Origin of the sequence: Nostoc sp. DedSLP04, assembly GCF_034530775.1 — a bacterium.
Lineage (GTDB): Bacteria > Cyanobacteriota > Cyanobacteriia > Cyanobacteriales > Nostocaceae > Nostoc.
Genome location: NZ_JAVRCL010000052.1, coordinates 21,775 through 34,849 on the forward strand (window position 1 = coordinate 21,775; position 13,075 = coordinate 34,849).

General features: G+C 40.6%; 12 protein-coding genes. 8 read left to right on the plus strand and 4 right to left on the minus strand.

Annotated elements, in window-relative coordinates; all coding sequences use genetic code 11:
* Window position 1 precedes the first annotated feature (1 nt).
* Window positions 2–643 carry a hypothetical protein gene (locus RMX89_RS25005; protein WP_322671548.1) on the plus strand — a complete coding sequence of 214 codons (642 nt, stop codon included), beginning with the start codon at window positions 2–4 and terminating at the stop codon, window positions 641–643.
* A gap of 28 nt (window positions 644–671) precedes the next feature.
* Window positions 672–1,061: a tautomerase family protein gene (locus RMX89_RS25010; RefSeq protein WP_322671547.1), complete on the plus strand. Its 390-nt coding sequence runs from the start codon at window positions 672–674 to the stop codon at window positions 1,059–1,061.
* 360 nt (window positions 1,062–1,421) lie between these two features.
* On the opposite strand, the gene RMX89_RS25015 is transcribed toward RMX89_RS25010, so the two are convergent.
* Window positions 1,422–2,315 (minus strand): alpha/beta hydrolase, encoded by an 894-nt coding sequence (locus tag RMX89_RS25015; protein WP_322690839.1) that lies wholly within the window; start codon window positions 2,313–2,315, stop codon window positions 1,422–1,424.
* A gap of 377 nt (window positions 2,316–2,692) precedes the next feature.
* On the opposite strand from RMX89_RS25015, the gene RMX89_RS25020 reads away from it, so the two are divergent.
* From RMX89_RS25020 to RMX89_RS25045, 6 genes are all read left to right on the plus strand, one after another.
* Entirely contained in the window at window positions 2,693–3,004 is a 312-nt protein-coding gene (locus tag RMX89_RS25020; RefSeq protein WP_322690840.1) for a BMC domain-containing protein, read from the plus strand.
* 81 nt (window positions 3,005–3,085) lie between these two features.
* Window positions 3,086–3,433: a carbon dioxide-concentrating mechanism protein CcmK gene (locus RMX89_RS25025; protein ID WP_012409276.1), complete on the plus strand. Its 348-nt coding sequence runs from the start codon at window positions 3,086–3,088 to the stop codon at window positions 3,431–3,433.
* Between the two features lie 1,111 nt (window positions 3,434–4,544).
* Entirely contained in the window at window positions 4,545–5,732 is a 1,188-nt protein-coding gene (locus RMX89_RS25030; protein WP_322690841.1) for a HetZ-related protein 2, read from the plus strand.
* Window positions 5,733–6,000: 268 nt separating this feature from the next.
* A complete protein-coding gene (locus tag RMX89_RS25035) occupies window positions 6,001–7,269 on the plus strand; it encodes a pilus assembly protein PilB (protein WP_322690842.1) in 1,269 nt (422 codons plus the stop codon).
* A gap of 189 nt (window positions 7,270–7,458) precedes the next feature.
* Window positions 7,459–8,142 carry a Crp/Fnr family transcriptional regulator gene (locus RMX89_RS25040; protein WP_322671542.1) on the plus strand — a complete coding sequence of 228 codons (684 nt, stop codon included), beginning with the start codon at window positions 7,459–7,461 and terminating at the stop codon, window positions 8,140–8,142.
* 109 nt (window positions 8,143–8,251) lie between these two features.
* The gene (locus tag RMX89_RS25045; protein ID WP_322690843.1) at window positions 8,252–10,291 is read left to right on the plus strand and encodes a hypothetical protein; all 2,040 of its coding nucleotides are present in this window, start codon (window positions 8,252–8,254) and stop codon (window positions 10,289–10,291) included.
* Window positions 10,292–10,471: 180 nt separating this feature from the next.
* On the opposite strand, the gene RMX89_RS25050 is transcribed toward RMX89_RS25045, so the two are convergent.
* The 3 genes from RMX89_RS25050 to RMX89_RS25060 are packed head-to-tail and all read right to left on the minus strand — an operon-like array spanning window position 10,472 to window position 12,726.
* The gene (locus RMX89_RS25050; RefSeq protein WP_322690844.1) at window positions 10,472–11,728 is read right to left on the minus strand and encodes a DUF2201 family putative metallopeptidase; all 1,257 of its coding nucleotides are present in this window, start codon (window positions 11,726–11,728) and stop codon (window positions 10,472–10,474) included.
* Window positions 11,725–12,312: a hypothetical protein gene (locus RMX89_RS25055; RefSeq protein WP_322690845.1), complete on the minus strand. Its 588-nt coding sequence runs from the start codon at window positions 12,310–12,312 to the stop codon at window positions 11,725–11,727. Before RMX89_RS25055 ends, RMX89_RS25050 begins: the two co-directional genes overlap by 4 nt.
* A gap of 51 nt (window positions 12,313–12,363) precedes the next feature.
* The gene (locus RMX89_RS25060) at window positions 12,364–12,726 is read right to left on the minus strand and encodes a MoxR family ATPase (RefSeq protein WP_322690846.1); all 363 of its coding nucleotides are present in this window, start codon (window positions 12,724–12,726) and stop codon (window positions 12,364–12,366) included.
* Between the last annotated feature and the right edge of the window lie 349 nt (window positions 12,727–13,075).

Below are 13,075 nucleotides of genomic sequence, written 5' to 3' on the forward strand. Positions count from 1 at the left end.
AATGGCTAGGAAACAAAGTCTCTCTGACTTACTACAAGAAGAGGCGCAAAAATTTACACCCCCAGAAGGTGAATCTGCGATCGAGGTTACAGCCGAAAAAATAGCCGAAGAACAGGCTGCATCTGATGAAGAATCGTCAGCACAAACACTTGAGCCAACTTCTACTAAGCGCACAAGTCCCACTAAAGCTGATTTAGAAGCAAATGTCAAAGAGTTGACAAGTAATCTAGAAACAAGCCACAAAAAAGAAGCATCTCTTGAACAAGAAGTCGCTGATTTGCAATCAAAATTATCTAAACAAAAAACATTTGTATCAGAACAAAAATCATTACTAGAACAGCTAACAAAAGAACTTGATGAGACCAAAAAAACAGCACTGCAACTTGCAGAAGCAAATTCCCTGCTTATAGAAGAAATTAATTCTTTAAAACAAAAAGCAGAGCCAAAAGTAGAACAAAAAGTACAAGAGAAATCTAAACTTGTTGTCAAAGAAACTAGCGCGATCAGACCAGTAAAAGACCACTACAATCCACTTAACTACAAAAAATCACATCGGTCATCAGAAACACTCGCTCAAAATCAACCACAAAATCAGCCGAATGAGTATCCTGATAGTTCTAATGAGATGTGGTTACTTGACTAGAGTCAGTTCATCACTCAGTTAAAGGTTAATGGTACAAATCAAAATCTATGGCACTGCTTCATTTATCCGTCATTATCGCAGTGCCATTTCTGACGCAATTCATTCTTGTGTTGTTGAAGCTCTAGTATATCCTCAAGATAAGCGTGTCCATCGGTTCTTTCCTCTAGAAACCGATGATTTCATCTACCCTTTAGGACGTTCAGAGAAATACATCATCATTGAGATTAGTATGTTTGAGGGACGCACTATTGAAACGAAAAAGAAACTAATTAGGTTGTTGTTTTCTTGCTTATCTGAACAAGTTGCAATTGCACCTATAGATATAGAAATCACGATTACAGAAACCCCAAAACACAACTGGGGTATCCGGGGAACAACAGGAGATGAATTAAACCTAAATTACCAAGTGCAAGTATAAATCTTTTGAGCTTGTAAGGCATGCATTGTGATGCCCATACTAATCTGATTTACTCATATAAAAATCTCATGTCTACCTACTAAGTAATAAACTGCTATCTTTTTACAAAACAGGTTTGCGATCGTAGCTACAGAGTTTCCTAAAATTCTGTAAAAGTAATACCAATTTGAAAAAAAATGCGACAAATAGATCGTTTGTAGAGACGCGATGAATCGCGTCTTTACCCCAGGATGTGTTGTAATCATTAATTGAATTGGTATAACACAATTAAAGAGAAAAATAGTAGCTATGACAGAAGCCATTAGCAACAGATGAAAAACTTTCTAGATCGGCGTTAGAGAAAAATTATTGAAAGTTGGGCTATCTTTCAACTCGAAAATCTAAAATATGCTGGGCAGTTATTTGTGGTTGTTCCAAGTGTGGGAGATGACCACAATCTTGAATCCACTTAAGAGTACTGTGTGGAATTGCCCTTTTAAATCTCATGGCATCCTTAATACCCAAAATTTTATCAGAATCGCCCCACAAAATTAGTGTTTGTTGCACAATTTTTGATATGGCTGTGAATCTAAAAGCACTGTAACCACCACTTTTAGTGAAAGAAATCAAAGCTTGATGCCAACTCGGCATTTGTAAATGTAATGCTCCACAATATAACGCATCGATAGAGGCAAGAGTTTGATTTTTGTATCCAATGCGAGAAACGCGATCGCGCACCTTCATATTACTCAAAAACTGAGTTGCTAAATAATCTAATGGGGGAAACATGAATTTGCTCAATGGCGAACCACCCGCTAACCCCGCACTGTCAATTAACACCAACTTTTTTACCGCTTCTGGGTAAGCCAATGTAAAATCAATCGCTGTGGCACCGCCCATCGAAGCGCCTACTAAAATTACAGGTTGGTTAATTAGGCTTTTCCAGAAAGAATAAAGATGGGTTTTAATTGCAATTGGGCTATAGGCAATTCCTGAAAGTCTATCTGTAAATCCAAAACCCAACAAATCCACTGCCCAAGTTTCATTATCTTCAGAAAGCAGTGGCAAAAGCCGCCGAAATTCTAATACAGAACTGTCAAAGCCGTGAATTAATAAAATTGGAGTTCCACCACACCCTTGCTTGACAAATGTTGTGGTAACTGCTTGATTAGTTAAAGGAGTAGCGATCGCAGTTGTTTGAATACTCCTAGCTAGTGCGATCGAAGTAGGTTCTGTAAGTTGCCCAACTGCCGTAGGAAGAAAATTCGGAAACATAAATTTCAGTTTATCGTACTAGTACAACACGGTGGAAATAAACCACCCATTCCAAATCAATGAAATGCTTATGCTGTATTCATTTTTAATTTTTAATTTTTAATTCTGCCTTGCGGTACTAGTTTGCTTCCACCCATAACTAATTTTGTTAAACAATAAAGTTACACAACCTAAGATGCTGAAGTATTATTTGTAATATATATATAAAACATAAGGCAGGGACTATCAAAATATTCTAACTCCCAACAGACATGATTAATCGCGTCTCTACTCCCCCAAAAAATATGGCATCAAAGAAAGTTTCCCAAAATGTCAAAATTGGGACTAAAGCCACGTACAATTAAAATCGCTTATCCCTTAATCCAGGAGCTAATGCCATGCCAATGGCGGTTGGCGTAATTGAAACTTTAGGTTTTCCGAGTGTCTTAGCAGCAGCAGATGCAATGGTCAAAGCTGCCGCAGTTACAATTGTGTATTATGGTCAAGCGGAGAGCGCTCGCTTGTTAGTCGCCGTCCGGGGACAGGTTTCTGAAGTAAATAGAGCTGTTGAAGCCGGAATCGTAGCGGGTGAGGAAGTAAAAGCTGGTACAGTAATTACCTACTACATCGTTCCCAATCCCCCAGAAAATGTCGAAACCATATTACCAATCCATTTCACCGAAGAATCAGAACCTTTCCGCATCTTCTAAGCAATTTTGCTATTAAAATCTGTAGCGAAGCTTCGTACAATTAACTTGTAGCCCCCAGTTTGTTCATACAGGAGATTAATAATGTCATTACAGGCAGTTGGAGCACTTGAAACTAAAGGTTTTCCTGCGGTGCTAGCAGCAGCAGATGCTATGGTAAAAGCTGGTCGAGTTACCCTTGTTGGTTATATCAGAGTAGGTAGCGCTCGTTTTACAGTTAATATTCGTGGTGATGTTTCTGAAGTAAAAGCCGCTATGGCTGCCGGTGTTGAAGCCGCAGAAAATGTTTACGGCGGTACACTTGAATCTTGGGTGATTATTCCTCGTCCCCATGAAAACGTTGAAGCTGTTCTACCAATTGCTTATACAGAACAAGTCCAAGGTTATCGAGAATCTGTAGAAAATCCCATTGTTAGATCGAACAATCGATAGATTTAACTTCCTGCGGGGGAATTCAAAACAAAAACTTCCCATAAATGAATTTAAAGAGAAGTTTTTTGTCAGGCTTCTGACTATCAAAACTTTAGAGGATTACATTCCTTCTGTTTTTAGATTTTGCATAAGTTGAATTTTGAAGCAGAAAGAAAGCAACAGTCAAAGTCAATAGTCAAAACCAATATTGACTGTTGACTGTTCATTTTTAGAAATATAAAAGCTTTAAGAATAACTTACCAATATGAAAGGTGTAGTTGTGACTGAAGCTAGTTTAAAAAAGATAAATTTACTTATAAATACCTGATATCATTTTATACAACTAATTACCAAAAATCCTTGGAAGCGCTAATTACCGTATATACACTTAATTAAATCAAAAAATTTTACAAAACATAACTTAATACGATTCAGTGAAAGCCCGATCCTCTTTCAAAAGTAGGGAATTCAGCCAATTTTTTCAGAGGGATTAGGGAATCTTCCAAGGCAAAATCTCATCAACACTAAGAGGATGTTTAAAAAGTATTTTTGGTAACATTTAAGTCTCAGAAACCTAACCCCCCTAGCCCCCCTTCCCTACAAGGGAATGGGGGTTTCAAAGCCTCTCTCTGCTTGCCTAACGGCAGGCTGACGCCAACGGGGAGAAGAATGGAAGTGGGGTTTGTAGTATACTTTGCGACTTTTCAAACAACCTCTAAGTATATTGAGATTAAACTAAATATTATATGACGTAAGGGTTTGTACAGAGTCGAAACTTATACTAGTGGAATAACGTCCAACTTTGAGTTAAATTAGATTCGTTCCTCGGATCTGTTACAAAATGTCAGATTTACCCGATCCATTTTGTGAAAGGTGTATCCTCCACACTTTAAGCAGATTTCTGTTCTCAACTAAAAAAACATAACTTTACAAAAAATTTAAATTGGCAGAATGCCCCAAATGCTTGATACATAGTAGGTTTGGACTTTTTAAACTAAAAGTAAAACATCAATGTAGAAATTTCTGCATAATTTTAGTGAATCTAGACGTAATAAAAGTAGAATCACTGAGCTATTTTCATGAAACTCATGAAATCTGGGGCAGCTGCCAGTTAAACAATTAGGTGGGACGAATGGGGGTTGTAATGCAAACTTCAAAATTGAGTTTCGAGGAATGCAATCTCATTATGACAATAGATGTAGAAAAACTGGCTCTAGATTGGCAAAAGCGCTTGGCTGTGGAATGTCCAGACCAAAATGAAGCCGCAAGGCAAAGCATTATTCTCTGGCTGCTGGGATCTGACTCAAAACGGTTCGATCTGTATAATCCTAAAGAACTAGATATCGCCAAGCAAGCGATGGAATATCGCTGGAGGATTTTACGTCAACGCTACTTGGGGTTGGGGCGAGAACGTGCTTATCGCAACTTGATAACCCGATTGGGGAGTTTAGTAACATTACGGAATAAAATTCAGACTTGGGTTTCCCTCAGCCGCGATCGCCAGCGTAGTGTAATGGATGTATTACAAGAAGTACTCCAAGAGTTACTGCAAAACGATAGCCAGATGCAACAGCAAATGGCTGATATTGCCAAATATACAACCGATAGACGATTGGGAGATGCTCTGCTATTTGCTAGTTTAGAAGAATATTGTTTGCGGCCAGTAAGGAATCAACCCCTATTAGCTTATCGATTTGTAAATTATTTGCGTCGCACTCAGCGCGGTGGTTTAACCCAAGTGCCAGGGCGTGATTTGGTTCGCCTAGTCTCAGAAGAAGTTCTTACAGACGACAGTGACAATCGAGTTAACTTAGTCGATAGTCAGGCGATCGCAGAATATATTGAAGCACAACAACTAGAGGAACAACAGGGGCTGCGCCAGTCAGTACAAAAAGAATTTGAAAATTATTTACAAGAAAATCTTGGCACAGAAGCAGTGGAATGGCTACGGTTGTATCTACAAGGTAAGTCCCAAGAAGAGATCGCCAAAAAACTGAATAAGCAGACTAAAGAAGTCTACCGTTTGCGAGAAAAAATTAGTTACCATGCTGTACGTGTTTTTGCTCTCAAAGGCAATCCAGAACTCGTAGACAACTGGCTCTCAATTTCCTTGCAAGAACATAACTTGGGATTAACCCAAAACCAATGGCAGCAACTTGATGAAAAATTGACTCCTCTAGGGCGGCAAATCTTAGATTTGCGCAGAGCAGGTAATTCAATAGAAGCCATAGCCGAACAGTTAAAACTCAAAACCCATCAAGTGCTTGGCGAATGGACGAAAGTCTATCTTGCAGCCCAAGCTTTAAGAACCCAAGAGTAGCCTGTAGTGGAAAATGGAGCATAGGGAAGTGGGGAGTGGGAAGCAGGGAAACAGGGGAGAATAATTAATACCCAATGCCCAACGCGCAATGCCCAATGCCCAATGCCCAATCTTCAGTATTATCCCCAGTCCCTAATCTAAAATTCATACTTTACTTACATTTACTTAAGTATATATAATTGGAATTTTAACAATTTAACAAAGTATCTTTATTAACTACCTATTGAATTAGAGGCAAAATATAAGTAAACACCAACGAATCAAATCTATGTTGTCTTCAAAGGGCGAACTAAATGATACCGTAGCAAATGGACAGCAAATGCCAACTGCCGCTCAAACTAGGTGGGAGCAAGAAGGCGATCGCGAACAAATGTTCCACCTAATCGATCATCTTTTGTCCTTTGAAGCTTGCCTCTACCACCAGATTTTACCCTTTAGATTAGAAGACAAAAACCTCTTGCTAGGTATGGTTTATCCAGAAGAGAGCGAAGCCCTAGATTATGTTGGTCGCATTTTGTCTTATATCAATTGCACAATGGTGATTGAGGCGATCGCAGCCGATGCTCACCGCAGAATACTATCAGCCTACCTCAATCATAAGAATATATCCCAGCTAGATGCCCAACAACTGCATCAGCCAACAGTGGACTTTCCCCCAACAAATAGCCCAGCTACGATTACTGACATACCCAGTCCTTCTCTAGATGCCGACTCAGAATCAAATCAACAACCAGTATTGACGGTGTTTCAGACACAAAAGCGCCAAAATTCTGGACAGCGGGTAGACTTGCCTCCTATCCCAGAGCTAGACCAATCATCTCAAACTACGACGTTCTTCACCCCTATTTCTAGAACTCAATCGGGAGAGGATTCTGAACCCACATCATCAAACAATTTACCTATTTTTCCCACACAAGCTTCCCAACTACTGAATCCGATTGAGTTGCTAACAACACTGCCACCAAAAAAATTACTAGAAGAATTACTAGGGCGAATTTTTGCTGGGGGAATTGGTCGGCTGTACTTAGAAAGACAAGCTTACGAAGGCAGAATATTGTGGAGTGACAATGGAGTTTTGCAGTCTGTATTAGACAAACTGCCGCTCTCAGTTTTTCAAGGAGTATTGAATGAATTAAAGCGGTTTGCTTCCCTACCTGTAACCACGCTTGCAGAACCAAAACAGGTAGAAAAGGAATACGTGTATCAAAAAAACCGCTTATTATTACGCTTGCGAGTCATGCCGGGAATCTACGGCGAAGAGGCAACACTCCAAGTATTGCGGGGAGCAGCATTAAAATTCTATCAACAACAACAATTGACGCGTATAGGCCGCGATGCTTTAGGAATTTCTCAACAACTAAGCATTAAGTTACATGAACTACAAGAACAACTTTTACTGAATCCTAGCCTTGATTCTCAGCAATTAGAGGCTTTAGTTGCCCTGAATCAATTAGTGAAAAATTTAGACCAACAGATCAAAATACTGGCACTAGATAGCAATCTACCAACAAAGAGTAAATCATCAGTCAGTAGGTGAAAACGCTGATTTCGTTCGCATACATAATTGTTATGTTGTAATGGAATCCTAGACTGATAAAGCTTAGAGATTCATCTCTAAATAAATACAAATTTTGCGATCGTATTCTGAGTAAGATTACGGTTTAGACAAACTTAATAGTAGCAAAGTTAGTTACCCGCTCTTGAATCCTATTGTTGCAAATATTTCATGCTAACTGAGGTTTTTAGTGAACTTTTCCCCTTAATGAGTACAGCCAATCCACAGACATTGGAATGGCTACTTAACGTTGCAATTGAACATGAATATCCATCTGGGCGAGCCGTTGTGATGGAAGATGCCTGGGGTAACGCCGTTTACTTCGTGGTTTCTGGTTGGGTCAAAGTCCGGCGTACCGTCGGGGACGATTCAGTAGCTCTGGCAATTTTTGGTCGTGGCGATTTTTTTGGAGAAATGGCAATTTTGGATGAATCTCCACGCTCAACCGATGTCATTGCCCTTTCATCAGTGAAATTGCTTAGTATCTCCAGAGAGCGGTTTATTCAAATATTGTTTAAAGACCCGCAGTTACATCACCGGATGTTGCAACTCATGGTGCGGCGATTGCGACAAATTAACCTGCGCCTACAAATGCGGTCTTCACCACCAGCAGTCAAACTCGCCCATACCCTAGTGAGTTTAGGCGAAAGTTATGGTCAGGAATCAGACTTAGGAAAAGAAATTTTTAACATTCCCTTTAAAGATTTAGCAGAGGTGACAGAAATCGGCGTTGAAGAAACCACCAAAATCATGGAAAAGCTGCATGAAAAAGGGTGGATCAAAATTGATAGCGCCAACAACATCACTTATCTTGTGAACTTCAAACAGTTGATGAACTTGGCTGGCAAAGTGTAATTGTTTTATTTATTCAGCGATACAAATTTTGGTATTAAGTAAGTCAACCGATAAGATGCTTCGGTTGACTTACTTATTAGAGGTGTAGGTACTTCACGAAATTAGTCCAATGGATAACACCATTCCACCCCTGACAAAAAACGTCACACAGGCACAATTAGTAGCAGCAGAACCTAGTACTGACCCTGAACTGTTGCGGGAACTGGCATTATCTACTAACCAAAAAACCCGTCAGTCCGTTGCAGGTAATCCTAATACTCCTGCTGATATCCTGTTGCGTTTGGGAGCAGAATTTCCGTCCCAATTGCTAGATAACCCCGTGTTTCCATTACTACTTTTGGAAAATCTCAATTTAGTTGCAGAAATTCCCTTACCTACCTTACGAAGCATTCTTAGGCTAGAAAATGTTCCTGTGTCTATTCTAGAAAAATTAGCAGATAAGTCAGATTACAAAGTACAACTACTAGCGCTAGTTAACAACGTCCAAACTCAAAAAGTAGTTTTCAATCGGTTAAATCAAATCAACGATTCTTATATTGTCGAATCTGCTCGTTTACACATCAATTTAGCTGGTGAATTAACAGAGGGATACGAGCAAAAAGTTAAAGAGGTAATTCAAGGAGCCATCTCTTGCGATCGCAATGTTTTTGCTTACGATCTTGTTGTCCCTGCTCAAATTTGCTTTATCCCAGAATTTATTGTTGAATGTTGGGTAAGGGAGCCAATCTATGAGCATTATTTGTGTAGGAGGATTGCTTATTCTCCTGCTACCTCTGCCAGTATTCTCAAACATTTAGCCAATCATACTGATGGTTATACACGGAATGGAGTTGCCCAAAATCCCAATACTTCCGCAGAAGCTTTACGAAAATTGGCAAGCAAACAGGAAGCAGGAGAACCTCGAATCTTTCTTGCTCGCAATCTAAATACACCTAGTGATGTTTTGGAGAGTTTGAGCAAAGATCGAGATAAAAAAGTTCGTATTAGCGTCGCTGAAAATCCCAACACACCCCTAACTGTACTTCAATATCTAGGAAACGATACAGAGAGAAATGTTGCTGAGGCTGCTACTAGAGCAATAGGAGAACAACAAGGGGAATATACTGCTGAAACAGTCAGAAAAAACCCGAAAACTCCCCCCCATGTGTTGGAAAAGTTAGCAGAAAAAGACCCCCAGACTGTCTGCCAACACCCAAATACACCGTCCGAACTGCTTTTAGAATTCTCCAAAAGCGTTAACTCACAAGTTCGTGAATGGGTGGCTAAAAACCCCAACGCACCAGTGAATATTTTAGAACAGTTGGCTGATGATGACTCTTCTACAGTTCGGCAGGAGGTTGCCCAAAATCCGAATACACCATTAAGTCTTCTGTTTAAGCTATTTGCTAGAGACGCATCGTTAAGCGATACAATAGCTTATCAAATGTCAAGAGAACAATATCACTCCCCCCAGGTGAAGAGTATCTTAAATATCCTAAATGAAGAAAGTACCAGCCACCTAGAAACCATTTTGCAGAGATTAGTAAGCGAGGGAGGAGAGGCGACTCGTCTGTTTTTAGCTCGTCGCGTTGATTTACCTGCTCATATATTGGCACAACTTACTGAAGCAACAGAGGTTAAGGTGCGTCAGGCTGTAGCTCAAAACGCGAATACACCAACCAGCGCCTTGGAAAAATTAGCCAGAGACGAAGATAGTACAGTTCGGATGCATACCGCTTCAAAAATTAACCTGTCGCCTGAGACTTTAGAAGAACTAGCGGTTGAGAAATCATCTAGTGCAGTGCATGAAAAGGCAATGGTGAATCCCAGTTTACCAAAAGAAGCAGTGGAACGTACTCTTTGCGGGGAATATGCAACAGATTACTTGAAACTGAATCCTGATTTTCTATCTCGTCATCCTGATAGCAAGGCTAGGGTAATCAATTACTATGCCAAGTCCGAGTCTTTTTGGGTTCGTTTTATTGCCCTACTTCAACCCCAGATTTCTCAGGAATTACTACAGGAAAAAAGCCTTTCTATTTACTGGTTGGAACGATTAGCTGTGGCTCAAAATCCACAAGCTGCTCAAAAAATCCTCAATCAGCTGGCAAAAGACGGCAATCAGTTGGTTCGAGCAGCAGCAAAAGCTACATTGCAGGATCTCTCTTAATCCTATATTCGCAGCAGAAGATTTAGGGACTTCCAAATAAAAAAACATCCCAAAACTGAGGCAAAAATTCTCTCTATTTCTTTTCTCTCTGTGTTCTCTGCGTCTCTGTGGTAGCCTACAGCAAGCCATTCTGCATCTACGTTTATTTAAATAATTTATTTCTTGGAAGTCCCTTATTTTTCAAACCGACAATAACCGCACCGCTTCCCCAAAAGGAAACTCTGCCAAAGTCAAACCACCAGGAGTTACCACCCACAACACAGGTAATTCCGGTACTTTAACAGGAAAAGTACCATAACCATCTGTTAAATAAATACAAACGCCTTGAGTTTGCCCATCCCAACTTTCTGCGACTTTCTCAAAAAACGGTACAAATGATGTGCCACCACCACCTTGAGGTTTTGGCAGGGTAAAATCGAGATTGAGTTTGTAGGGCCCGTAAGCTTCGGCATCAACGTAATAAAGCTCACACTTTAAATGAGGATAAGCACTCATAATTCCCTGCACCTCGCCTAAAAACATCCACAATTGCTCATTATCAATAGAACCACTAGTATCTACAGCTACATATACCTCGACATTTTCTGCTTGTAGAGTTTCCAAATACAGTTTCCGCCCAATAAAGCGGCGGTCAAATCCTGCAAAGTCAGTAGGTGTCTGTACTAAATAACGCCAAAGGTAACTACGCCAATTAATTTGAGCAGTAGTTAATGCTCCCAATTCCCGTTCTATCCCTGCTGGTAGTAAGCCTTGATTAACTGTACGAGCAATAACAGCAGCTTGTTGCAAAGCATTGCGCCAGTGTGTCTCTAATGCTGCTTTTCTCGCTTCTGACAGACTATCGCTGTTTGTGGAAGAAGTTTCAGCAGCCGGACGGGCAAAGTTGTTAGGGTGTGCTGTCTTTCCTGTTTCCTGAGTCTCTCCTGCCTGATTTTTGGTGTCCTTGTTAGTCACATCTGAAAAGGATGAGGCATTAAAAGGGGCTTCATTGAGTAGATCGGGATGCAGTAGTTTTACGGACTCATTAGTATTCTTTAATAGTAATTCATAAATTTCTTCTACACTCAAATGCTCTAGTTTAGGTTCTCGCAATCTTCCCGGAGGCAGTTCAAATACACTCTGTTGGCTAATAATGCCATTGACTACAATATCTGCGGCAATATTCCACAATTCGGCTTCGCGCACACCCCGGCGCAGCACATGAAGCAGTGCAGCGTGTAACACTTCATGCAGTAGCAGCCCGTCCTGTTGAGGTGTGGGTAAAGAAAGCAAATACTCTGGATTAAAAAAGATATCTTTACCGTCAGTGGCAGCTATTGGTATTTGTGGTGAAGGAACAAAACGAGCAAACAAAGCCAAAGTAGCGAAAAATGGCGACTTCATCCGCAAACGCAGCACTGAAGCACTGATAATCCGGGAGCTATTTTCATTATTCATAAACCCATTAGCTGTTGAAAATCTTTTAGAAACTGCTGTAATTTTGGGTCTTTCTGGACTAATTGCGCCAAAACACCCAGATGTCCTTTACTCCGCATAACTCGAAATAAATCCACAGCAAACAACTGCACCCATTCGGCTGTTGCGACTTGACTTAGCCAAATAAAAGCGTTGTAAGCTTGATTTGCGTCAGCAGCACGCACTGTTAAACCAATTGCTGTGGCATACTTGGTACTTGGTTCTTGAGGCCAAGGAATGCGATCGCCTTTACCTGCCAAAATAGGTGTCAGATTCGGTAGTGTCTTGTAAAGCTGAATAAAAGCCTGAAACTCAGTCGCACTAGCAACCCCCACCGCCGGAGTGATATCTAATTCTGCGTGGTGTAGGACGCTTGCCATTTCCCAAGAACGAGGTGAAGGCCAAGCGGGTTGCTGGGGATCGATTTTGTGCAACAATGTAGGACGGAAGGAAAGAAAGGCTATTATTTGCTCGTGTACGCCTGTTTCTAAGGCATAAGCTTTGAAGCTATCAAAATCAGCTTGTGCCTCTAGATGTAAAAACCTGTTTGCTAAAGGCGTAGGCATATCAAATACAGCTGCACGGTCTTCTTTGCGGTTGCCAGCGGCCCAGACAAACTAACCTGATGGTACAACGTAAGAGCCGACTTTTCGATCTAAAATCAACTGTTGAGCGACTCCCTGCATTGCTGGCGGTGCCATATTTAGTTCATCTAAAAACAAGATGCCTTTACCGTCACGAGGGAGAAATTCTGGTGGATACCACTTGGAGATACCATCTTCGGCAACAGGTAAACCGCGCAAATCGGTGGGCGCAAGTTGACTGAGGCGGACATCCACAAACTCGATATCATACTCTTGAGCTATCTGTCCGACAATGCTGGATTTGCCAATGCCAGGAGGCCCCCAAATCATCGTACTAATTTGCAAGTTTTTACGGATCAGGTTGTCTAAATATGCTTTTAGATCGGAAGGTGTCACGTCGCTTCGCTCCGAATTCAAAATTCAAAATTCAAAATTTAAAATTAACGATCCCCATGAATAAATTTAGTTGCTCTATATCCTTTTCGTTTTCGGTCATGGATTTTTGATTTTCGATAAATGCTTAGTAGATGGAACTTCGATTTCTGGTGAAAAGTCAAGGATACGGGTATTATATTTGGCATTTACAGGTTTTAGCTGAAAACTAGATTTTCAAAATGGGGTTTTACAATTAGAGAATCTGCGCCATTCCCCTTACTTCTAACTTGGCCTCACTAGTGCGGATTTTTGGTGCGTTGGCGTAGCCCGTCGTAGACTTCGCACACAGCTAAATATGGTTGAAATAGCC

Coding starts and splice junctions, on each gene's coding strand:
- RMX89_RS25005 (WP_322671548.1), top strand. CDS start 2: ATGGCTAGGAAACAAAGTCTCTCTGACTTACTACAAGAAGAGGCGCAA.
- RMX89_RS25010 (WP_322671547.1), top strand. CDS start 672: ATGGTACAAATCAAAATCTATGGCACTGCTTCATTTATCCGTCATTAT.
- RMX89_RS25015 (WP_322690839.1), bottom strand. CDS start 2,315: ATGTTTCCGAATTTTCTTCCTACGGCAGTTGGGCAACTTACAGAACCT.
- RMX89_RS25020 (WP_322690840.1), top strand. CDS start 2,693: ATGCCAATGGCGGTTGGCGTAATTGAAACTTTAGGTTTTCCGAGTGTC.
- RMX89_RS25025 (WP_012409276.1), top strand. CDS start 3,086: ATGTCATTACAGGCAGTTGGAGCACTTGAAACTAAAGGTTTTCCTGCG.
- RMX89_RS25030 (WP_322690841.1), top strand. CDS start 4,545: ATGGGGGTTGTAATGCAAACTTCAAAATTGAGTTTCGAGGAATGCAAT.
- RMX89_RS25035 (WP_322690842.1), top strand. CDS start 6,001: ATGTTGTCTTCAAAGGGCGAACTAAATGATACCGTAGCAAATGGACAG.
- RMX89_RS25040 (WP_322671542.1), top strand. CDS start 7,459: ATGCTAACTGAGGTTTTTAGTGAACTTTTCCCCTTAATGAGTACAGCC.
- RMX89_RS25045 (WP_322690843.1), top strand. CDS start 8,252: ATGGATAACACCATTCCACCCCTGACAAAAAACGTCACACAGGCACAA.
- RMX89_RS25050 (WP_322690844.1), bottom strand. CDS start 11,728: ATGAATAATGAAAATAGCTCCCGGATTATCAGTGCTTCAGTGCTGCGT.
- RMX89_RS25055 (WP_322690845.1), bottom strand. CDS start 12,312: ATGCCTACGCCTTTAGCAAACAGGTTTTTACATCTAGAGGCACAAGCT.